This window comes from Neobacillus sp. Soil_C_43, assembly GCF_057656715.1.
Genome location: NZ_JBDGJV010000001.1, coordinates 735996 through 757307, shown reverse-complemented (window position 1 = coordinate 757307; position 21312 = coordinate 735996). Strand labels below are relative to the sequence as shown.

The window sequence follows — 21312 nt, the reverse complement described above, 5'->3', positions numbered from 1 at the left end:
AGGAGGATCTATATTGCCAGAGCTTCCAGAGGTAGAAACAGTACGAAAGACGTTAAAAAAAATGGTTCTTAATAAGACAATTGGAGAAATCACCGTCTACTGGCCAAAAATTATTAAAAATCCTGTAGAGGTTGAGCAGTTTATTGATGCATTAAAAAAAGAGACCATTATTGATGTTGGGCGAAGAGGGAAGTTTCTTATCATATATACAGATCACTATGCGTTAGTCTCACATTTACGGATGGAAGGAAAGTATGGACTTTATCCGAAGGAACTTCCTTTTGATAAACATACACATGTCATTTTCCATTTTACTGACGATACAGAATTACGGTATAGAGATGTCCGGAAGTTTGGAACGATGCATTTATATAAAAAGGGGGAAGAATTTACAAAACCTCCATTGATAGAGCTTGGTCCTGAACCCTTTTCAGAAGAATTTACTCAAGAGTACCTGTCTCGGAAACTGAAAAAAACCAATAGGAAAGTAAAACCAGCCTTACTCGATCAAAAATTACTAGTAGGTCTTGGCAACATATACGTGGATGAGGCCCTTTTCCGGGCTGGAATACATCCAGAACGGCTTGCTAGTACTTTAACTGAGGACGAAGTTAGCCTTCTTCACAGTGAAATTGTTGCTACTTTAGGAGAAGCAGTGAAAAAGGGAGGGAGTACGATTCGTTCCTATGTTAATTCCCAGGGGGAAATTGGTATGTTCCAGCTTGAATTATATGCATATGGGCGAAAAGGGGAACCCTGTAAAAATTGCGGAACCCCTCTAGAAAAAACAACTGTCGGAGGAAGAGGCACCCATTATTGCCCAAGCTGTCAGAAACTATAAGGTAAGCAAAATGAATGTGAGAACAACAATTCAATAACATTGGATGGGCTCCTGCCATATACTATCGTAGTGATTTTCAGGAAGGAGTCCTAGACGTAATGGTTCAGTTGTTCTCACTTCTCATATTAGCATTTGCCCTTAGTCTTGATAGCTTTAGTGTAGGGTTTACCTATGGATTAAGGAAAATGGTCATGCCGATTAAATCCGTTCTCGTTATTGCAACCTGTTCGGCAGCCTCATTAATGATTGCTGTGTCAATTGGACATGGCTTAGAAAAAGTAATATCACCGAATATTACGGCAAAACTAGGGGGATTTATTCTGATTGCTCTAGGTGCCTGGGTATTGTACCAATTTTTTCGGCCCGAAAAAGAAAAAGAATTAGTGGAACATGAAAAAACAATCGTAAACCTTGAAATCCGCTCCCTAGGATTAGCTATTAGTATATTAAAAAAACCCATGTCTGCTGACTTTGACCAGTCAGGGACCATTACAGGGATCGAAGCATTAATGCTGGGCTTTGCCTTGTCATTAGATGCCTTCGGGGCTGGGATTGGAGCAGCTATGCTTGGATTTCCTCCCCTATATTTAGCTCTTACTGTCGCAGTCATGAGCTCTTTATTCGTCCTGTTAGGAATAAAGAGTGGCACTTTTTTTCATAAGTTCGATTGGATCCAAAAGTTTACGTTTTTACCTGGGGTTTTATTAATCATTATTGGTATTTGGAAATTATAATACCTGAAAGGAAAAAGCATGTCATTAGTTATCGGTTTAACTGGCGGAATTGCCAGTGGAAAAAGTACTGTATCAACAATGTTCAAGGAAATGAATATACCAGTTGTCGATGCTGATGTGGAGGCTCGCCTTGCTGTGATGAAAGGTGAAGCCGCCTACTTTCAAATAATTGATACGTTTGGAAAGGACATTTTATTGGAGGACGGGGAAATTGATCGACAAGAATTGGGCTCGATTATTTTCCATCAAGAAGAGAAGCGAAAGCTTTTAAATGAAATAGTCCATCCGGAAGTTAGAAAGAGAATGATGGAGCAGGTTGAAAAGGCTCAGTTGAACGGGGAAGAAGTCATTGTCCTGGATATCCCTCTATTATTTGAAAGCAAGCTAACCTATATGGTCGAGAAGACGATTCTTGTATACGTGGATTATGACATACAATTTGAAAGACTTATGAAGCGAAATAGCCTTTCGATTGATGATGCTAAGGCCCGAATACAGTCTCAGATGCCTCTCAACGAAAAAATAAAATTAGCAGATGCAGTGATTAATAATAATGGATCAATAGAAGAAACAAAAAAACAACTCATAAACGTATTATCCCAATTTGGAATAAAAATTTAATAACATAAGAGGAGAAGGGGAGCCCCTTCTCCTTTTTTGAATTTGGCTGTGATAAAAGACAGTGTTGATTTTTACACACTGTTGATTGGAGCGGAAGGCACGAAGACTCCTGTGGGAGTATGGTTCAGGTGAGACCCCGCAGGCGCTTGCGCCGAGGAGGCTCACCGAAACACCCACGGAAAGCGAAGTGCCTGGAGCGGAAATCAACAGACAAGTAGAAAAAACTACTAAGTTATCAGAATTATAAAACATTTAAAAATCCGCAGTTTATTCATCACAATTCAACCTATATATGTTATACTAATTACAAGAATACAACTCAAAAGTATAACATTAATACGGAAGGGGCCGTAAAATGAAGTCACGAATTGCAATAAATGGGTTTGGGAGAATTGGAAGGATGGTTTTTAGAAAAGCAATCCTTGAAAAAAAACTTGATGTAGTAGCAATAAATGCGAGCTATCCGGCTGAAACATTAGCTCATCTACTTAAATATGATACAAATCATGGACCTTTTCAGGGAGAAGTTATCCCTTTAGATAACGAATTAATTGTAAATGGTAAAAGAATAAAATTACTAAGTGAACGTAACCCGGAGCAGCTTCCATGGAGAGAGCTAGGGATTGATATCGTGATCGAAGCAACTGGAAAATTCAACTCCAGAGAAAAGGCTGCTCTGCATCTTACAGCAGGTGCAAAAAAAGTGATTTTAACTGCACCAGGGAAAAATGAGGATGTTACAATCGTTATGGGTGTAAATGATGAAATGCTTGATATTAATCAGCATGATATTATTTCAAACGCATCCTGCACAACGAATTGTCTTGCACCAGTTGCAAAGGTACTAGATGAGAAATTTGGAATTGAAAGTGGCTTAATGACAACAATTCATGCCTACACAAATGACCAAAAGAATATTGATAATCCTCATAAAGATTTACGGAGAGCCCGTGCCTGTGGACAATCTATTATCCCTACAACAACAGGTGCGGCTAAAGCATTATCACTGGTATTGCCACAATTGAAGGGTAAATTACATGGGATGGCACTACGAGTACCAACACCAAATGTTTCACTTGTTGATTTAGTAGTTGACCTACACCAAGATGTAACGGTTGATGATATTAATAATGCCTTTATGGAAGCTGCACATGGCAGTTTAAGAGGGATTTTGGATTTAACAATGGAACCGCTCGTTTCAGTGGACTTTAATACAAACGAGAATTCAGCTATCATTGATGGACTTTCGACAATGGTAATGGGGACAAGAAAGGTTAAGGTTTTAGCTTGGTATGATAATGAGTGGGGATATTCTTCTCGTGTCGTAGACTTGGCTCTATATGTGTCAGAGCAAATAGCTAAATCCTCACAGGTTAAGGTCGGCTAGAACAGATTAAAAAGGTAGAAAAATGCTGTCGATTGACAGCATTTTTTTCTGTCCTAGCCTGTTACAATTTTGTACATTTTGGCATAAAATGCTTTTGAACTAATGATTTTTTATTATTATATATAGAGGAATATGCCAACCTTGCCTTGTTACAAAAATATCTTATGAAAATTTTAATTTGATAGGTTGCAAAAAAAATATAAACAAAGTATACTAGTCATCGTGAACTTCTTGAAATTAGGTACCTATTAATTACTTAAAGGGTTAGGACCTCTCTGGACTAACTTTCCCCCGTGGTAGTTATAAGATACCGTCAATAACCGGATTTCAGGAAACCATCATAAAAGGTTAGAGGGGGAAATAAGAATATGGAAACAATGGGACGACACGTAATCTCTGAACTTTGGGGATGCGACTTTGAAAAATTAAATGATATGGATTTTATTGAAACAACTTTTGTAGAAGCAGCTCTTAAATCAGGTGCGGAAATCCGCGAAGTAGCTTTTCATAAATTTGCTCCACAAGGCGTTAGCGGTGTTGTAATTATTTCTGAATCACATCTTACAATTCACAGCTTCCCTGAACATGGATATGCAAGCATTGATGTATATACTTGTGGTGATTTAAACCCTAATGTAGCTGCTGATTATATTGCTGAGGCTTTAAATGCTCAAACGCGTGAAAATATTGAAATTCCACGTGGTATGGGTCCAGTAAATGTTAAGCAAGCAAAGGTACTTTAATTAAAAAAAATGATCGAAGGGGTGTACGAACTATGTACACCTCTTTTTATATTTTCCTCAATATGTTGTAAACTAAATAAAAAGGAAGAATTTTTGGAGGGTTATATTTAAATGAGTTTATTCGGACGCTTTAGAAGTCAAATTGAAACATCTGATCAAAACAAGGATGCTTCTTTAAAGACTCATTACTATAAGGGCAATTTTAATAAGATTTTTGAATCGATTGAAAAGGTATTTCATGAAGATGCTGACTGTCGCATTTTAACGGTCTCAAAAGAACATGGAGAGATTGCGGTAGAAATTAAAAAGCCCTTCCCTTGTTTTCTGATTGTGACCATTGTTTCTGTGAAAGGACTAGAAACGGCTGTAGACTTTAATATTTCAACTGAACGATTCTCTATCTTAGGTAATTACCCTGAACTAAAAAAAAGAGTGGTTTCTTATTACGATCGGGTGAATCAATTACATACGGTTATTAAAGAAAAACAAAACTCCTAATACTTGTACTTGTGCAAAGGTCTGCTTTTTTATAAGATAAAAGTAGGATATTGTTCGGATTTCGTCAGATTTGGAGTTGATTAACAATGAAATGCCCTTCATGTCAAAATTATGGTACACGTGTGCTTGATTCTCGGCCTGTTGATGAAGGACGTGCAACACGGCGAAGACGCGAATGTGAGGAGTGCGGATATCGCTTTACTACATTTGAAAAGATTGAAGAGATTCCCTTAATAGTTGTAAAGAAGGAAGGGACAAGGGAAGAATTCAGCCGTGATAAAATACTTAGGGGCTTAATTAAGGCGTGTGAAAAGCGGCCTGTTGCCTTAAAGGAGTTAGAAGATATTACGCACGGTGTGGAAAAGGACCTTCGAAGTCAGGGGATTTCTGAAATTAAAAGTGAAGCTGTTGGCGAAATGGTAATGGATCGACTTGCCCATGTAGATGAAGTCGCATATGTAAGATTTGCTTCCGTTTATCGCCAATTTAAAGATATTAATGTATTTATCGACGAATTAAAAGAACTGATAAAAAAAGAAAAATCGTAATGAGCTAAAGGGTCGTCTTTGGCTCTTTTTTCACTATTGAAAGAGAAAGGTTGGAATCATATGGCGCAGCATTGGCAGGAAATTCTTCCTATCGATCGTTATATTGTAGCATCCGATGGGCTGCTCCATGAGTATGACCGGAAAGTGCTGACGTTTCTATACCAGCCCTTGATTGGGTCAACTTGTTTAAGCTTGTATATGACACTCTGGGCGGAACTGGAGGAAAATAAACTCTGGTCTGATTCATCCACGCACCATCTGTTAATGAACCTGTTAGGGTTAAATTTAAAGGATATATATGAAGCGCGTCTAAAGTTAGAGGGAATAGGGTTATTAAAGACTTTCGTTAAAATAGATGAAGAGGGAGACCGGTCCTTTATTTATGAGCTGCTTCCTCCTTTAACGCCTGAACAATTCTTTTTGGATGGAATGTTAAATATATTTCTTTATCGGAAAATTGGAAAAAACCATTTTGCTCGTCTAAAACGGTTTTTCTCTGACCAGCAAATGACAAAGGATAAGGAATATCAGGATGTAACCAAGGCCTTCCAAGATGTGTTTGCTTCAGCTACGCCTGGTAGCCTTCAGTATCTTCAATATGTAACAGAGGATCTTGAAGCAGAACAAAATCAACAGTTTATCGGTCGTAATGAACAAAAACCACTTCAAATTGATACAAATACGTTTGATTTTGATTTATTAGCTGCAGGACTTAATGAATCTTTGGTTCCCAAAAAAGCACTGACACCAAAAGTAAAGAATGTTATTAGTAATCTTGCTTTTCTGTATAACATAAATCCGATTGAAATGAAAAATTTTATCTTAGGTGCCATAAATCCGAATGAAGAAATTGATATAGAAGACTTAAGAAAAGGCGCACGTGATTGGTATCAATTTGTTCATTATGACAAGCTCCCGAGCCTTATAAACAGAACACAGCCTGTAATTCACCAAGTTCAAGTTACTGAGCCAAAAACTCCAGAAGAAAAACTGATTCGTTATTATGAAACTACTTCTCCTTTAACTGTTTTTAAGGACATTTCAGGTGGCGTGGAACCTTCAAATGCTAATTTGGATATCTTAGAGGAGATTATGATTAAGTATAAACTTCCTCCAGGGGTAGTGAATGTTCTTATTGAGGTTGTCATGATAAAATCAGATATGAAGTTTACTAAAGCATTTGTCGACTCAATAGCCAGTCATTGGGCACGAAAGCAAGTGAAGACGGTAAAGGAAGCAATGGAACTTGCAAAGAAGGACGAGCGCATACGGAAAGAAAGCAAAAAAACTGCAAAAAGTACAAAAGGTACAAATAAGAAGCCTCTTCGGACAGAGCTTCTTCCTGAATGGTTTGATAAAGAAAAACCAAAGAAGTCGGAGAAGGTAGAGAAGAGTCCTGATTTAGAAGCTAAAAAGCGTGAGATAGAAGAAATGCTAAAGGCATTAGATGACTAGAGGTGACTTATGGAGAAAATAAATCAAACATTGAAACGGTTATCCTCACAAGGAGATTTTCAAAGACGATACGATAAAATGCGCCGCGAAACCCTCGAAAACCCAGATATCGAAGAATTTATTCTAAAGAATGAACAAGCAATAACGAAAGAAATCATTGATAGAAGTTTAGGTAAGCTTTTTGAATATACAAATCAAAGTAAGGATTGTGAGAAATGCGAAAGCCTTGATCATTGTATCAATATGATGAAAGGCTATCGGCCTGAATTGGTTTTAACACGAAATTTCATAGATGTCCGATACGAACGCTGTCATCGGAAAATCATGTATGATGAAAAGAAGAAAAATGAAACTCTTATTAAAAGTTTATATGTCCCGAAAGATATCTTAAACGCTACCTTTGACAAATTCTTTACTGATGATGAACGAATAGATGCTTTTAAGAAGACAATCGCATTTGTAGCTGATTTTAAACAAGGAAAACCAACAAAGGGGCTATATTTTTATGGTGAATTTGGAGTAGGGAAATCTTATTTGTTGGGAGCGATTGCGAATAAACTGGCCCAACAACAAATCTCTTCTATGATTGTCTATGTGCCTGAACTTCTAAGAGAGATGAAAAGTTCAATAGCAGATTCAACCTTAAATGGAAAAATTGAAGCTTTGAAGAAAGAGCCGATTTTGATGCTGGACGATATGGGGGCTGAGTCGATGTCGAGTTGGACAAGGGACGAGGTATTAGGTCCAATTCTTCAGTTTAGGATGCTGGAAAGTTTGCCGACGTTTTTTACTTCGAACTTCGATTTTAATGAGTTGGAACATCATTTGACTTATAGCCAGCGTGGGGAAGAAGAGAGAATGAAAGCGAGAAGAATCATGGAGCGAATTCGCACCTTAAGTGAGCCGGTTCTAGTTAGTGGTCCTAATAGGCGTTAGGAATAATATGTGTTTCCATCGGATTACCGGATCACCCGGTAGTCCTTTTTTTATTATTATAGCAAAACTGTGGTTATCTAACTTCTATTTTGGTCAAGTCCCCCATATATATTAAACAGACAATGCCTCAAAGGGGGGATTTGGTTGGCGGAAATCATCTTCCAAAGCAAGCTGGATGCACAAAAACTTTATAACCACTTGCTGAAGTACGTACCATATAATCCAATGAATGAAACTATTCTTCTTTTAGAAGATCGACATATAGTAAAGATAGTTGATATTTGCTTTTCTACGGCTCTGTTTGACAGGGTGAAATCGGCCTTTTATCAGTTTATAACAAATACGAAACGGGATCATTGGTTTCGAGAGATAGTAAGGGATCATTATTATTATACCGACATGGAAGAGCAACAGCAGATTATTGATATTATCTATTCCTTACTGGACGGGCAAAGAGAGGATCTTGCTGTTTTATTAAAAGAAATAAATGAAGAGCCTAACCTAATTAGTGAGGCTATTGATGAGATTCTTCATGAAAATGTCACGTTCTCTTTCGACTCTTTTGTTAAATTTCGCCTGCGTTCCTATCTACAAGCGCTAGAAAGCTATGTTGAGATTGCCATTGATGAATACAAAATGGAGCAGGAATATCAAATGTTTGTACACATGCTAAGAGACTTTTTAGTGAACCGTGAACCCAAAATGGATACGCTTCATTTATTGTTCGATGAGGAAATTACTTTTTTTAATGAGGATTTTGTTGAAATTAAAAGAGGCGAATTAACAAGATTGATTGATAGAAGGTTATTGGTGAATCATCCTGTTTATGTTGACTCTGCTTCCATTGCGCCGCTGCTGTCACTTGCACCAACGTCTATTTTTATTTATACAAAAGATCCTGATGAGCCGCTGGTTAGAACCATCAAGAATATATTTGAGGAAAGAGTAACCCTTAAGGAGTATGGCGCACTTCGTGAGATTAAAAAATGGACTACTGAAAAAAATTCATCGGAAAATCATGCATAAAAAATAAAATAATGTCAATATTTAGTTTTATGCACCTTGCAATTTTAAAAGTAAATCATTATAATAACGTACATAGCAAATATGTAGTAAAAGTAATGATAAGGACAACAGTATTTCATTTACGGTTTTTAGAGAGGAAGACCACCGGCTGAAAGTCTTCTAACACGGGATAAATACTTACCACCTTTAAACTTCAGCAGTGAACATTTCCTGTTCTATGGAATTAGTAATTGTTGACGGCAACAGCCGTTACCTGACCAAAGTCATGATTAATCGTTTGTATTGAACATGAAAAATTGGGTGGAACCACGTGTTAATCAAAACTCGTCCCTATTCCAGGGACGGGTTTTTTTATTTTTATGCTGTGTTAAAGAACAGTGTTGATTTTTACACCCTGTTGATTGGAGCGGAAGGCGCGAAGACTCCTGTGGGAGTACGGTTCAGGGGAGACCCCGCAGGCGCAAGCGCCGAGGAGGCTCGCCGAAACGCCCACGGAAAGCGAAGCGCTTGGAGCGGAAATCAACAGGAAAATTTAACATAGCCTATTTTTTAAAGCGATTGACGGATATTGATAGTCCAGAAACGCTCAAAATCAAAGGAGGAATTACCATGTCAGACGTTGTTAAGATTTCGTTTCCAGATGGGGCAGTAAAGGAGTTTCCACGGGGAACAACAACGGAAGATATTGCCGCTTCCATTAGCCCTGGCCTCAAGAAAAAAGCTATTGCTGGTAAATGGAATGGAACTATGTTCGATCTTCGTCGTCCCATTATGGAGGACGGTTCTATAGAAATCGTTGTTCCTGAATCAAGTGATGCGCTAGAGGTATTGCGTCACAGTACAGCACACTTAATGGCTCAAGCTGTAAGAAGACTGTATCCAAATGCAAACCTTGGTGTAGGTCCGGTGATCGAGGGTGGATTTTATTATGATATGGACCTTGAGGTGTCGTTAACACCAGAGGACCTTCCAAAAATCGAAAAAGAAATGGCGAAAATCGTTAATGAAAATATTGAGATTGTTCGCAAAGAAGTAAGCCGTGCTGACGCTGTTCAATTATTTAAAGAAGCAGGAGACCCTTACAAGCTTGAACTAATTGAAGCGATTCCTGATGAAGAAACCGTGACAATCTACGAACAAGGTGATTTTTTCGACCTTTGCCGTGGGGTTCATGTTCCTTCAACTGGAAAAATTAAAGAATTTAAACTTTTGAGCATTGCGGGTGCTTACTGGCGCGGTGATAGCAATAATAAAATGTTGCAACGTGTCTACGGAACAGCCTTTTTTAAGAAAGAGGATCTAGCTGAACATCTTCGCCTTCTTGAAGAAGCGAAAGAGCGTGACCACCGTAAAATTGGTAAAGAGTTGAGCTTATTTACAACAAATCAATTAGTCGGTCAAGGGTTGCCACTATGGCTTCCTAAAGGGGCTACTATCCGCCGTGTAATCGAACGTTATATTGTTGATAAGGAACAACGTTTAGGCTATAACCATGTGTATACTCCTGTAATGGGTAGTGTGGATTTATATAAAACGTCGGGTCACTGGGACCACTATCAAGAAGATATGTTCCCGGTTATGGAGATGGATAATGAGCAATTAGTTCTTCGTCCAATGAACTGTCCGCATCATATGATGGTTTACAAGAACAGCATTCACAGTTATCGTGAGCTTCCGATTCGAATTGCTGAGCTCGGTACACAGCATCGTTATGAAATGTCTGGTGCCCTTTCTGGTCTGCAGCGTGTTCGGGGAATGACTCTAAATGATGCGCATATTTTTGTTCGCCCTGATCAAATTAAAGAGGAATTCAAACGCGTCGTTAACCTTATTTTAGCGGTCTATAAAGACTTCAATCTGAATGAGTATTCTTTCCGTCTTTCCTATCGTGACCCTCAGGACACTGAAAAATATTTTGATGATGATGCAATGTGGGAAAAAGCTCAGGGGATGTTGAAGGAAGCTATGGACGAACTTGGACTTAATTATTATGAGGCTGAAGGCGAAGCTGCTTTCTATGGTCCAAAACTTGATGTTCAAGTTAGAACAGCTTTAGGTAAAGATGAAACTCTTTCCACTGTTCAACTTGACTTCTTACTTCCAGAGCGATTTGACTTAACTTATGTGGGTGAAGATGGTAAGCCGCATCGTCCTGTTGTTATCCATCGTGGTGTCGTATCAACAATGGAACGATTTGTTGCCTTCTTAATAGAAGAGTATAAAGGAGCATTCCCTACTTGGTTGGCACCAGTTCAAGTTCAAGTGATTCCTGTTTCTCCAGGTGTTCACTACGATTATGCAAAGCAAGTACAGGAACAGCTTCAAAATGAAGGCTTCCGTGTAGAATTAGATGGCCGTGATGAAAAGATTGGTTATAAAATTCGTGAAGCACAAATGCAAAAAATACCATATATGCTCGTTGTCGGTGACAAAGAAGTAGAAGATCATGCGGTTAACGTTCGTAAATATGGTGAGCAAAACTCAGAAACAAAGCCGTTTGCTGACTTCCTAGCCGAAATAAAAGCGGAAGTGCAAAGAGGATAAATTTTTCAGAAAGAGAGGGTCATACCTCTCTTTCTTTTTGTTTTTGAAAAAAATATATTGAATAATTTTTGGTTTCTTGCTACAATAAATTTCGTTGTCATGAATAAATAGTTCGTTTGACAATACGTCTTTGTTTATGTTATAGTTACAAAGGTAAAATTGAATATGATTTTGGGAAAAGAAGAAGCACCCGCTTCTCACCTGATTGACGCATACGGCAGTTGGCAGGTTTTACGTGAACTTTTTGTTTATTTACTTATGTTTCGTAAAGTGTGGGTGTATTCATCCGCACTTTTTTGTTTGTGTACTTAAGAAATAGCATTTATAAAAAGTTTTATACCTGTCGATTCCAACTAGGGTGTCAAATAGTAAGGTGAATCATTCTTGTACCCAAGACGTTGTATTCGTGAAAAAACCTTGGAGGTGGCTAATTATTAGCAAAGACATGTTGTTAAATGAGGGCATCCGCGCTCGCGAAGTTCGTCTGATTGACCAAAATGGCGAACAGTTAGGGATCAAATCCAAAAACGAAGCGTTGGAGATTGCTGGACGAGTAAATCTTGATTTGGTACTTGTAGCACCAAATGCAAAGCCTCCGGTAGCCCGGATTATGGACTATGGCAAATTCAAATTCGAGAATCAAAAGAAAGAAAAAGAAGCTCGTAAGAATCAAAAGATTATTACTACTAAAGAAGTTCGTCTAAGCCCAACGATAGATGAGCATGACTTTAATACAAAGCTTCGTAATGCTATTAAGTTTTTGGAAAAAGGCGACAAGGTAAAAGCATCCATCCGATTTAAGGGTCGGGCAATTACCCATAAAGAAATTGGTCAACGTGTATTAGACCGTTTCTCTGAAGCATGCAAGGAAGTAGCGACTATTGAGTCACATCCAAAAATGGATGGCCGAAGCATGTTCTTGGTTTTAGCACCTAAAGCTGATAAGTAATAAGGAGGATATTCCAATGCCAAAAATGAAAACTCACCGCGGCGCTGCAAAGCGTTTCAAAAAGACTGGTTCTGGTCAACTTAAGCGTGACCATGCTTATACAAGCCATTTATTCGCGAACAAATCTACAAAAGCTAAGCGTAAACTTCGCAAAGGATCTCTTGTTTCTAAAGGCGATTTCAAACGCATTCGTCAATTATTAACTTACGTTAAGTAATCTCGGACAGATTGATTTATTATAGGAGGGAAATTACATGCCACGTGTAAAAGGCGGTACAGTTACTCGCAAACGTCGTAAAAAAGTTCTTAAATTAGCAAAAGGTTATTACGGTTCAAAACATACATTATATAAAGTTGCTAACCAACAGGTTATGAAATCTTTAATGTATGCGTTCCGCGATCGTCGTCAAAAGAAGCGCGACTTCCGCAAACTTTGGATTACTCGTATCAATGCAGCAGCTCGTATGAACGGTCTTTCTTACAGCCGTTTAATGCATGGCTTAAAGCTTGCTGGTATCGAAGTAAACCGCAAGATGCTTGCTGAATTAGCAGTAAGCGATGCTAACGCATTTGCTGAATTAGCAAACCAAGCTAAACAACAACAAAAATAATTAAAGATATAAAGCCATTCTCTATTGAGGATGGTTTTTTCTATAAGGGGGATAAAAGCTTTGGATAGTAAACTGGTTTTACTTATGGTTTATGTCATCATGAGCCTAATAGGACTTTTTATAATGAGAGAAGATAAAAAGCGTGCCAAGAAGCATCAATATCGAATTTCTGAGCGGACATTATGGCTGATAGCATTATTCGGCGGTGCCATCGGAACGACTGCAGGAATGCAGATTTACCGTCATAAAACAAAGCATTTAGCATTTAAAATCGGCTTTCCCTTTCTAGCGGGAGTCGAACTGATACTTTTAATAAAGGCTTGGTGGTAATGGTATGCAACTTAAAAAACTATTTGAGATGCAAAAGGCATTGGACTCACATATAGAAGAAAAACATCAACTGCAAAATGAGGCTTTATTTGATCGCAAGGTTCTTGCCTTGCTTGTGGAAATTGGAGAATTGGCAAACGAAACTCGTTGTTTTAAGTTTTGGAGTGTCAAGCCTTCCTCAGATAAAGCTGTGATTCTTGAGGAGTTTGTGGACGGAATCCATTTCATATTGTCACTAGGAATTGAATGTGGTTTTAATAAAATAGAAATTAATTTGAAGCGGAAGCAATCAATTAAGGATGTAACCGAACAATTCCTAAGTGTATACGAAACAATCGGTTTGTTCCAAAAGAGCAAACAGTTTGATGATTACATAAAGGTTTTTGAAGCATATTTGCAGCTGGCCTCCTTGCTTGGATTTACTGAGAAAGAAATGGAGCAGGCATATTTTCTTAAAAACGAAGTAAATTATCAAAGACAACAAAATAACTATTAGCAGAAAATTTGTAAATTTACAGTTTTTTTAGGTATAATGAAGGTCGGATATACATAATTAGGGGGGCTAAATAAGTGGCAAAACTTGATGAAACATTATCGATGTTAAAAGACTTAACCGATGCCAAAGGGATTCCCGGCAATGAGCGTGAAGTACGCGAAGTAATGAAGAAATACATAACTCCATTGGCTGATGAAGTAACTACTGACGGCCTTGGCAGTTTAATTGCTAAGAAGGTTGGTAAAGAAGGCGGCCCGAAAATTATGGTTGCTGGTCATTTAGATGAAGTCGGCTTCATGATCACACAAATCGACGATAAAGGCTTTCTACGTTTTCAACCAGTTGGCGGTTGGTGGGGACAAGTCATGCTTGCACAGCGCGTTACGATCGTTACAAAAAAAGGCGATGTAACGGGTATTATCGGTTCAAAGCCACCACATGTTTTAACAGCTGAAGCTCGTAAGAAACCAGTTGAAATTAAAGACATGTTCATTGATATCGGTGCGTCCAGCCGTGATGAGGCACAGGAGTGGGGCGTACGTCCTGGAGATATGGTTGTTCCATACTTTGAGTTTACAGTGATGAACAACGAAAAGATGCTTTTGGCTAAGGCTTGGGATAACCGTATTGGCTGTGCCATTGCGATTGATGTATTACGACAGCTACAAGGCACTGACCATCCGAACGTTGTTTATGGTGTAGGAGCCGTTCAAGAGGAAGTTGGTCTGCGCGGGGCTAAGACTGCAGCTGCTAAAATCCAACCGGATATCGGTTTTGCTGTTGATGTCGGTATTGCGGGTGATACGCCTGGAATCACTGAAAAAGAAGCAATGAGCAAAATGGGCAAAGGTCCACAAGTGGTCATTTACGATGCTTCCTTAGTGGCACATAAAGGGCTTCGCGATTTCGTTACAGATACAGCAGAGGAACTAAACATTCCTTTCCAATACGAGTCCATCCCTGGCGGTGGTACAGATGCTGGTTCAATCCATCTAACACATAATGGGGTTCCTGCATTAGCGATCACGATTGCGACTCGTTATATCCATTCACATGCAGCTATGCTTCATCGTGATGATTATGAAAATGCGGTTAAGCTAATTGTCGAAGTTATCAAACGCCTAGACCGTGAGGCAGTTGATAAAATTACATTTGAATAATAAAAAGGAAATCCCCAGTTGATGTTAGCTGGGGATTTTTTATAATTCTCTTAGGGGTTGATATTGTGGATTCGCTGATAGAATATGAAAATTCGCCGATAGAACGCTGAAATTCGCCGATAGGATATGAAAATTCGCCGATAGACTGCTGAAATTCGCCGATAGAAATGAAAACGACTAGAAAAAAGCTGCCAATTTAACCGATTGACAGCTTTAACACTTAAAAATATTACTTTAACCCGCTTTCAAGAGTTTCAAGCATTTCTTTTTTCTCTTCTTCAGAAGAATTCTTCCAAATGATTTCAAATAGAACGCCAAGACCTGGGAGCATTTTTTCTTCTCCATTTTGAATAGCATCTACAATTGTATCTTCTAATTGATCCTGCGTATTACCAGAGACATTGTGAATAATCGCATTTCGCAAATTTAAGTTCATAAACACACACTCCTTTTTATAACCTTCATTCTTTTATATCATTTCTATTATGTGGTTTTATTATGTATCCTTTTTAGGCTATAATGAGAAAATCAGAAGAGTTTTTTAAAGGAGAACCAGTTTTGAAACATATTGAATCAGTAAATAATCCTAAGGTAAAACAATGGAAAAAGCTTTTAACGAAAAAAGAGCGCGATAACACCGAATCATTTATCGTAGAAGGCTTTCATTTAGTTGAAGAAGCATTAAAACAAGGAGAACAGGTATTAGAAATTATTGTTTCCGAGAAAGTTGGCCTGCCGCCGCGTTGGGATGTAAGTTCTACTCCAGTTACTCTTGTTACGGAGGAAATTTCTGATCTGTTAACAGAAACGGAAGCACCGCAAGGTATTTACGCCGTTTGCAGAATGCCAAGTAAGAGGACGGAGGCTCAGGCGGAAGAAGGTCAAACCTACTTATTGATCGATGCGGTCCAGGATCCAGGAAACCTTGGCACGATGATTCGCACAGCTGATGCAGCAGGGATTGACGCAGTGATCGTTGGGCGTGGGAGTGTGGATATTTATAACTCCAAGGTTTTAAGAGCTGCACAAGGAAGCCATTTTCACCTTCCAATTCTTCGAGTAGACCTTCACGAATGGGTGGATAAACTCCATGAAAAGAATATCCCTGTATACGGGACAGCGCTTGAAGGAGCAGCAGTTTATACAGAAATTGCAGGTGGAGAAACCTTCGCTTTAATTGTGGGCAACGAAGGAAGCGGCGTTGGGAAAGATTTGCTTTCTACCACAACGAAGAATCTTTATATCCCGATTTACGGAAAAAGCGAATCATTAAACGTAGCCGTGGCCACAGGCGTTCTTCTTTATTATTTGAAAAAATAGGCGAAAACTAGTTTGACCTTAAAAGGAAAATTATTATATAATAATGCAATATTGAATAGTAAAGACGATGACGGAGAAAAGTATCTGATTCAGAACCATTTAGGGAGAAAGTGTCATGACTGAAAACACTTTTATGGAAAGGTTCAGAGAAGTTCACCTCCTGAGTTGGCATCGGGACCACAATCGGGCACATGCCCTTTAGTGTAAAGATGCACCGGCCTAAGCCGTTATCCCAATGAAGCGAACACATGTGTTTCTACATACCGTGTTTACAAGGGTGGTACCGCGAATCAACAACCTCGTCCCTTTCCAGGGATGGGGTTTTTTTGTTTGTTTATAGGGCCACAAACATAATGACAATTTATAAGGAGGAATAGACATGCAAGAACGTTTAAAGGAATTGCAGGAAGAGGCTATTCAAAAAGTTGAACAGTCCACAAGCTTAAAAGAACTAAATGACATACGTGTTGCGTATTTAGGCAAAAAAGGCCCAATTACGGAAGTGCTTCGCGGTATGGGGAAGCTTTCGGCGGAAGAAAGACCAGTTATGGGGGCTCTTGCGAATGAAGTACGAGAAGCCATCGCTGTTAAAATTGAAGAGAAACAAAAGGGACTAGAAGAAGCGGCTGTTTTAGAAAAATTAGCTTCTGAAAGTATTGATGTAACTCTTCCAGGGCGCCCTGTTAAGGTAGGAAACCATCATCCATTAACAAGAATCATTGAGGAAATTGAAGATTTATTTATTGGAATGGGCTATCAAGTTGCAGAAGGTCCAGAAGTGGAGCAGGATTATTATAACTTTGAGGCTCTTAACTTACCGAAAGGGCACCCTGCCCGTGATATGCAGGATTCTTTCTATATTACAGAGGAAATCCTTCTTCGTACACATACATCGCCAGTACAAGCACGGACGATGGAAAAGCACCAAGGTAAAGGCCCAATTAAGATTATCTGCCCTGGTAAAGTGTACCGCCGCGATAATGATGATGCGACACACTCTCATCAGTTCATGCAAATCGAAGGATTAGTTGTCGGCGAAAACATCCGCATGAGTGATTTAAAAGGAACATTAGAGGTATTTGCGAAGAAAATGTTTGGGGAAGACCGTGAAATTCGCCTAAGACCAAGTTTCTTCCCTTTCACAGAGCCTTCTGTTGAAATGGATATCTCTTGTAAAATTTGCGGTGGCAAAGGCTGTAACGTGTGTAAGCAAACGGGCTGGATTGAAATTCTAGGAGCAGGAATGGTTCATCCGAATGTTCTTGAAATGGCAGGCTACGATTCTAAGAAATACACTGGATTTGCTTTCGGTATGGGACCAGAACGGATTGCAATGTTGAAATACGGTGTGGATGACATTAGACATTTTTATACCAACGATGTACGTTTCTTAAAACAATTTTCAAAACATGAATAGGAGGTTACGACATGTTCGTTTCATATAAATGGCTTCAGGATTATATTGATTTAACTGGAGTAACAGCTGATGAGCTAGCTGAAAAAATTACGAAGAGCGGAATTGAAGTTGAAGGAGTAGACATTCTTAACGAAGGTATCAAAGGAGTGGTTGTTGGTCATGTTCTAGAGCGTGAGCAACATCCAAATGCCGATAAATTAAGTAAATGTCTGGTTGATGTGGGCGAAGAGCAGCCTGTACAAATTATCTGTGGTGCACCAAATGTGGCACAAGGACAAAAGGTAGCAGTAGCGAAGGTCGGAGCAGTTCTACCAGGTAATTTTAAAATAAAACGCGCGAAGCTTCGCGGCGAAGAATCAAACGGCATGATTTGCTCTCTTACTGAGCTTGGAATGGAAGGAAAAGTCGTCCCAAAGGAATATTCTGAAGGAATCTTTGTTTTTCCAGCGGATGCAGAGGTCGGTGTAGATGCACTTGAATTACTTAATCGTGATGACGAAGTTCTAGAGCTTAGCTTAACGCCAAACCGTTCGGATTGCTTGAGCATGCTTGGTGTTGCTTATGAAGTGGCAGCGATTCTTGGAAGAGAGGTTAAACTTCCAGAAACGAGCTTAGAGCCTACTAGTGAAAAAGCATCTGATTACGTTAAGGTAGTGGTTGAAGCGAAAGACGATAACCCACTTTACGTGGCAAAAATCATTAAAAATGTAAAAATTGGTCCTTCACCACTTTGGATGCAAACACGTTTAATGTCTGCAGGCATTCGTCCGCACAATAACGTTGTCGATATTACCAACTATATTTTATTAGAATACGGTCAGCCATTACACGCATTTGATTATGATCGCGTAGGTTCAAAAGAGATTCTTGTTCGCCGTGCAAACGATGGCGAAAAGTTTGTCACACTTGATGACGTAGAACGGACATTATCATCGGATCATCTTGTGATTACTAATGGTTCAGAACCTGTAGCTCTTGCTGGTGTTATGGGCGGTGCCAATTCTGAGGTAACTTCAGACACAACCACTGTTTTATTAGAGGCTGCTTATTTTAACGGTGGGACTGTTAGAAAAGCATCCAAGGATCATGGATTAAGAAGTGAAGCGAGCGCTCGCTTTGAAAAAGGTGTGGATCCAAACCGTGTCCGTGTAGCTGGTGAACGTGCAGCCAACCTGATGGCAAAGTACGCTGGCGGAGAAGTATTAGAGGGAGCTTCAGAGGTAGATACACTTACTGTCGAACCAGCAGTGGTATCAATTACTCTTGAAAAAATCAATCGTGTCCTAGGCACAGAGCTTCAAATGAGCGATGTAAAGGATATCTTTGACCGTCTTCAGTTTTCAGTAAGTGTGGAGCAGGATACGGTTACCGTGACGGCACCAACACGCCGTGGCGATATCAGAATTGAAGAAGATTTATTGGAAGAAGTAGCCCGTCTATATGGGTATGATAACATTCCAAAGACATTACCAATCGGTTCTACTACTGCTGGAAAGTTGTCCGAGTATCAAAAGAAGCGTCGAGTGGTCCGTCAGTATCTTGAAGGAGCAGGCTTGTATCAAGCCGTTACTTATTCCTTAACAAGTGAGGAAAAAGCGGCACAATTTGCTCTTGAAAAGCGCGATACCATCCGTTTAGCAATGCCGATGAGTGAGGAACGCAGCGTGCTTCGTTTGAGCATCATGCCACAGCTGTTAGAAGTAGTAAAATATAATAGCGCTCGTCAAAACGATAGCTTAGCCGTGTATGAAACAGGTGCTGTATTCTTGGCAAATGGCGAAGATACGCTTCCAACTGAAAAAGAACATGTTGCAGGTGCAGTAACTGGTCTTTGGCACAGTCATTCATGGCAGGGTGAGAAGAAGGCAGTAGATTTCTTCGTTGTGAAAGGTATTTTAGAAGGAATGTTTGCTAAGCTTGGCCTATCTGACAAAGTTCAATATGTGCAAGCACAGGTAGAAGGAATGCATCCTGGCCGAACAGCAGAAGTTCTCTTTAACGGTGAGAAAATCGGCTTTGTCGGTCAAGTACACCCAAATGTGCAGAAAGATCTAGACTTAAAAGATACGTATGTATTCGAGCTTTCCTTACAAGCGATCCTTGAAGCAGAAGCACCGGTATTACAATATGAAGCAATTCCACGCTTCCCATCTATCACAAGAGACATTGCCCTTGTGGTAAACAGAGAAACGGTGTCAGGCACCTTGAAGGATATCATTTTAACGACAGGTGCACCGCTTCTTAAAGAGGTTCATGTGTTTGATTTATATGAAGGCGACAAGATGGAAGAAGGCATGAAGTCCATTGCGTTCTCATTAAAATATGCGGATCCAGAACGTACACTGACTGATGAGGAAGTAACAAAAGTTCACAGCAGCGTTCTTGTGGCGTTAGAAGAAAAAGCAGGCGCGGTTTTACGCGGATAATTTCATAAAAATAGAAAGAGGCCGGCTCGGAAAAATTTTTCGGGCTGGTTTTTTTATTGATTTTTTCTAATGAAGTTCTTATGTTTGTAACAAAATTCGTTAAAATTCGGCAGGGATTTTGAAATTCTTTTAGAAAAACATTATTAAATTGAAAGGAGTGAAAATGATTGGTTGTGAAAGAAAGGAATATTCCATTAGTAATGCTTGTTTTAGAGGCTTTGTCCAGACGGCTACCCTTAAATTACCCTAAATACCAGCAGGTTTTAGAGGAATTAGGAAGGAGGCAAGCTGGATACAAAGGTGAGGTAAGTCTTGAATATTTTTTACGTTTACTCCTAATGGATAAGTACACAATACTCCACGATTTAAACCTTCCTATTCTCAATGCTAAAGAGATCCGAAAGCTTAGTCGTCTACTGATAAAACTGAATACAATTCCAACCAATTATATTTTTAAAAAATATCAAATCAATAAAACAGATGTATTAACTGGCGTCTTTTGCCCTACCTGCAATCATGTTCCATTGATTCGTAAGAAAAAGAAATGGTACTGCACTTCATGTAACATATACTCAAAAGATGCACATGTAACTGCCCTAAAGGATTATTTTTTGCTAATAGATTTAAAAATTACAAATCAGCAATTCCGAGTATTTGTTCATCTAGATTCAATTGATACAGCTGGAAGAATGTTACGATCTGAAAATAATTTAAAAGCCAATGGGACAAAGAAGATGTGTGTGTATATCCCGGTTAATTTTCCGTAAATTGTACGAACGCAAATAAAACTAGCTTTATCGCAAATAAACATAGACTTTTCGCAAATAAAACCGCTACTTACGCAAATAAAAGACCATTTTTCGCAAATAAACCTATCAAAACACGATAAGAAAGTATAAAAAGAGGAAGTCTCTAAGTAAATTAACTAGAATCTTCCTCTTTTTTTCTATTTTTCTTTATATTTTTCATAAAAAGCATCATATTTCTTCGCCAATTCCACATCCAAATCAGTCAATCCCCCGGCATTCCATGATGTGAGCCGGAAAGTAACTAATTTATAGTCGATTGCGATAAATGGATGATGGTTGACCTGTTCAGACAACTCCGCAATCTCATTCACGAACGCTACACCTTTTAAAAATTCATGAAAACGATATTTTTTCACGATGAATTTACCGTCGAGTTTCCAACCGGTTAACTCCGCAAGGAATTGATCAATCTCTGTTAAACTAAGTCTATTTGCCAAAATATCCCCTCCCACAATAAGTGT

23 protein-coding genes and 3 other annotated features are annotated in these 21312 nt (G+C 39.0%); of the genes, 21 read left to right on the top strand and 2 right to left on the bottom strand.

The features are described 5' to 3' along the window. Nucleotides 1-13 precede the first annotated feature (13 nt). The 17 genes from mutM to AC3A54_RS03885 all read left to right on the top strand — a co-directional run bounded on the left by mutM (nucleotide 14) and on the right by AC3A54_RS03885 (nucleotide 14879). Entirely contained in the window at nucleotides 14-841 is an 828-nt protein-coding gene (mutM, locus tag AC3A54_RS03965; RefSeq protein WP_487653389.1) for a DNA-formamidopyrimidine glycosylase, read from the top strand. Nucleotides 842-939: 98 nt separating this feature from the next. Then, nucleotides 940-1575 carry a sporulation membrane protein YtaF gene (ytaF, locus tag AC3A54_RS03960; RefSeq protein ID WP_335545647.1) on the top strand — a complete coding sequence of 212 codons (636 nt, stop codon included), beginning with the start codon at nucleotides 940-942 and terminating at the stop codon, nucleotides 1573-1575. 18 nt (nucleotides 1576-1593) lie between these two features. Then, complete coding sequence (gene coaE / locus AC3A54_RS03955; protein ID WP_487653388.1) at nucleotides 1594-2196, top strand: dephospho-CoA kinase; 603 nt, start codon at nucleotides 1594-1596, stop codon at nucleotides 2194-2196. A 355-nt stretch (nucleotides 2197-2551) separates the two neighbouring features. Further along, nucleotides 2552-3583 (top strand): glyceraldehyde-3-phosphate dehydrogenase, encoded by a 1032-nt coding sequence (locus tag AC3A54_RS03950; protein WP_487653387.1) that lies wholly within the window; start codon nucleotides 2552-2554, stop codon nucleotides 3581-3583. 368 nt (nucleotides 3584-3951) lie between these two features. Continuing rightward, complete coding sequence (speD, locus tag AC3A54_RS03945) at nucleotides 3952-4326, top strand: adenosylmethionine decarboxylase (RefSeq protein WP_307290748.1); 375 nt, start codon at nucleotides 3952-3954, stop codon at nucleotides 4324-4326. A gap of 111 nt (nucleotides 4327-4437) precedes the next feature. Further along, the gene (locus AC3A54_RS03940) at nucleotides 4438-4824 is read left to right on the top strand and encodes a hypothetical protein (RefSeq protein ID WP_487653386.1); all 387 of its coding nucleotides are present in this window, start codon (nucleotides 4438-4440) and stop codon (nucleotides 4822-4824) included. 86 nt (nucleotides 4825-4910) lie between these two features. Beyond that, the gene (gene nrdR, locus AC3A54_RS03935; protein ID WP_144564449.1) at nucleotides 4911-5372 is read left to right on the top strand and encodes a transcriptional regulator NrdR; all 462 of its coding nucleotides are present in this window, start codon (nucleotides 4911-4913) and stop codon (nucleotides 5370-5372) included. Nucleotides 5373-5432: 60 nt separating this feature from the next. Then, the gene (locus AC3A54_RS03930; protein WP_487653385.1) at nucleotides 5433-6827 is read left to right on the top strand and encodes a replication initiation and membrane attachment family protein; all 1395 of its coding nucleotides are present in this window, start codon (nucleotides 5433-5435) and stop codon (nucleotides 6825-6827) included. 9 nt (nucleotides 6828-6836) lie between these two features. Beyond that, a complete protein-coding gene (dnaI, locus tag AC3A54_RS03925) occupies nucleotides 6837-7763 on the top strand; it encodes a primosomal protein DnaI (RefSeq protein WP_487653384.1) in 927 nt (308 codons plus the stop codon). Between the two features lie 144 nt (nucleotides 7764-7907). After that, the gene (gene ytxC, locus AC3A54_RS03920; RefSeq protein ID WP_487653383.1) at nucleotides 7908-8789 is read left to right on the top strand and encodes a putative sporulation protein YtxC; all 882 of its coding nucleotides are present in this window, start codon (nucleotides 7908-7910) and stop codon (nucleotides 8787-8789) included. Nucleotides 8790-8875: 86 nt separating this feature from the next. After that, nucleotides 8876-9124 (top strand) — a binding site (T-box leader). A 274-nt stretch (nucleotides 9125-9398) separates the two neighbouring features. Further along, complete coding sequence (thrS, locus tag AC3A54_RS03915) at nucleotides 9399-11333, top strand: threonine--tRNA ligase (RefSeq protein WP_487653382.1); 1935 nt, start codon at nucleotides 9399-9401, stop codon at nucleotides 11331-11333. A gap of 172 nt (nucleotides 11334-11505) precedes the next feature. After that, nucleotides 11506-11637 (top strand) — a sequence feature (ribosomal protein L20 leader region). A gap of 141 nt (nucleotides 11638-11778) precedes the next feature. Next, on the top strand, nucleotides 11779-12282 hold the full coding sequence (gene infC, locus AC3A54_RS03910; protein WP_308084118.1) for a translation initiation factor IF-3: 504 nt from the start codon (nucleotides 11779-11781) through the stop codon (nucleotides 12280-12282). Nucleotides 12283-12298: 16 nt separating this feature from the next. Continuing rightward, complete coding sequence (gene rpmI / locus AC3A54_RS03905) at nucleotides 12299-12499, top strand: 50S ribosomal protein L35 (protein WP_308082943.1); 201 nt, start codon at nucleotides 12299-12301, stop codon at nucleotides 12497-12499. Nucleotides 12500-12536: 37 nt separating this feature from the next. Continuing rightward, entirely contained in the window at nucleotides 12537-12893 is a 357-nt protein-coding gene (gene rplT / locus AC3A54_RS03900; RefSeq protein ID WP_308082944.1) for a 50S ribosomal protein L20, read from the top strand. Between the two features lie 60 nt (nucleotides 12894-12953). Then, nucleotides 12954-13223, top strand: a complete 270-nt coding sequence (locus AC3A54_RS03895) for a DUF1294 domain-containing protein (protein ID WP_487653381.1) — start codon at nucleotides 12954-12956, stop codon at nucleotides 13221-13223. A 4-nt stretch (nucleotides 13224-13227) separates the two neighbouring features. Next, nucleotides 13228-13719, top strand: a complete 492-nt coding sequence (locus AC3A54_RS03890) for a dUTP diphosphatase (protein ID WP_487653380.1) — start codon at nucleotides 13228-13230, stop codon at nucleotides 13717-13719. A 74-nt stretch (nucleotides 13720-13793) separates the two neighbouring features. Then, entirely contained in the window at nucleotides 13794-14879 is a 1086-nt protein-coding gene (locus tag AC3A54_RS03885; protein WP_487653379.1) for a M42 family metallopeptidase, read from the top strand. Between the two features lie 229 nt (nucleotides 14880-15108). Here the strand turns inward: AC3A54_RS03885 and sspI are convergent, their stop codons facing one another. Then, nucleotides 15109-15315, bottom strand: a complete 207-nt coding sequence (gene sspI / locus AC3A54_RS03880; RefSeq protein WP_308082948.1) for a small acid-soluble spore protein SspI — start codon at nucleotides 15313-15315, stop codon at nucleotides 15109-15111. Between the two features lie 122 nt (nucleotides 15316-15437). On the opposite strand from sspI, the gene AC3A54_RS03875 reads away from it, so the two are divergent. The 4 genes from AC3A54_RS03875 (at nucleotide 15438) to AC3A54_RS03860 (ending at nucleotide 20809) form a co-directional block, all read left to right on the top strand. Beyond that, on the top strand, nucleotides 15438-16199 hold the full coding sequence (locus AC3A54_RS03875) for a TrmH family RNA methyltransferase (protein WP_487653378.1): 762 nt from the start codon (nucleotides 15438-15440) through the stop codon (nucleotides 16197-16199). Between the two features lie 58 nt (nucleotides 16200-16257). After that, nucleotides 16258-16509: a binding site (T-box leader), on the top strand. A 69-nt stretch (nucleotides 16510-16578) separates the two neighbouring features. Continuing rightward, entirely contained in the window at nucleotides 16579-17616 is a 1038-nt protein-coding gene (pheS, locus tag AC3A54_RS03870) for a phenylalanine--tRNA ligase subunit alpha (protein ID WP_308082950.1), read from the top strand. Between the two features lie 11 nt (nucleotides 17617-17627). After that, on the top strand, nucleotides 17628-20042 hold the full coding sequence (pheT, locus tag AC3A54_RS03865) for a phenylalanine--tRNA ligase subunit beta (protein WP_487653377.1): 2415 nt from the start codon (nucleotides 17628-17630) through the stop codon (nucleotides 20040-20042). Between the two features lie 167 nt (nucleotides 20043-20209). Next, nucleotides 20210-20809, top strand: coding sequence for a hypothetical protein (locus AC3A54_RS03860; protein ID WP_487653376.1), 600 nt, complete (start codon nucleotides 20210-20212; stop codon nucleotides 20807-20809). 179 nt (nucleotides 20810-20988) lie between these two features. On the opposite strand, the gene AC3A54_RS03855 is transcribed toward AC3A54_RS03860, so the two are convergent. Next, complete coding sequence (locus AC3A54_RS03855) at nucleotides 20989-21288, bottom strand: 4a-hydroxytetrahydrobiopterin dehydratase (RefSeq protein WP_335545455.1); 300 nt, start codon at nucleotides 21286-21288, stop codon at nucleotides 20989-20991. Nucleotides 21289-21312: the final 24 nt, after the last annotated feature.

Bases quoted from the DNA above. Each gene is read 5' to 3' on its own strand.
- ytaF (WP_335545647.1), top strand. From the start codon at position 940: ATGGTTCAGTTGTTCTCACTTCTCATATTAGCATTTGCCCTTAGTCTT.
- coaE (WP_487653388.1), top strand. From the start codon at position 1,594: ATGTCATTAGTTATCGGTTTAACTGGCGGAATTGCCAGTGGAAAAAGT.
- AC3A54_RS03950 (WP_487653387.1), top strand. From the start codon at position 2,552: ATGAAGTCACGAATTGCAATAAATGGGTTTGGGAGAATTGGAAGGATG.
- speD (WP_307290748.1), top strand. From the start codon at position 3,952: ATGGAAACAATGGGACGACACGTAATCTCTGAACTTTGGGGATGCGAC.
- AC3A54_RS03940 (WP_487653386.1), top strand. From the start codon at position 4,438: ATGAGTTTATTCGGACGCTTTAGAAGTCAAATTGAAACATCTGATCAA.
- nrdR (WP_144564449.1), top strand. From the start codon at position 4,911: ATGAAATGCCCTTCATGTCAAAATTATGGTACACGTGTGCTTGATTCT.
- AC3A54_RS03930 (WP_487653385.1), top strand. From the start codon at position 5,433: ATGGCGCAGCATTGGCAGGAAATTCTTCCTATCGATCGTTATATTGTA.
- dnaI (WP_487653384.1), top strand. From the start codon at position 6,837: ATGGAGAAAATAAATCAAACATTGAAACGGTTATCCTCACAAGGAGAT.
- thrS (WP_487653382.1), top strand. From the start codon at position 9,399: ATGTCAGACGTTGTTAAGATTTCGTTTCCAGATGGGGCAGTAAAGGAG.
- infC (WP_308084118.1), top strand. From the start codon at position 11,779: ATGTTGTTAAATGAGGGCATCCGCGCTCGCGAAGTTCGTCTGATTGAC.
- rpmI (WP_308082943.1), top strand. From the start codon at position 12,299: ATGCCAAAAATGAAAACTCACCGCGGCGCTGCAAAGCGTTTCAAAAAG.
- rplT (WP_308082944.1), top strand. From the start codon at position 12,537: ATGCCACGTGTAAAAGGCGGTACAGTTACTCGCAAACGTCGTAAAAAA.
- AC3A54_RS03890 (WP_487653380.1), top strand. From the start codon at position 13,228: ATGCAACTTAAAAAACTATTTGAGATGCAAAAGGCATTGGACTCACAT.
- sspI (WP_308082948.1), bottom strand. From the start codon at position 15,315: ATGAACTTAAATTTGCGAAATGCGATTATTCACAATGTCTCTGGTAAT.
- pheS (WP_308082950.1), top strand. From the start codon at position 16,579: ATGCAAGAACGTTTAAAGGAATTGCAGGAAGAGGCTATTCAAAAAGTT.
- pheT (WP_487653377.1), top strand. From the start codon at position 17,628: ATGTTCGTTTCATATAAATGGCTTCAGGATTATATTGATTTAACTGGA.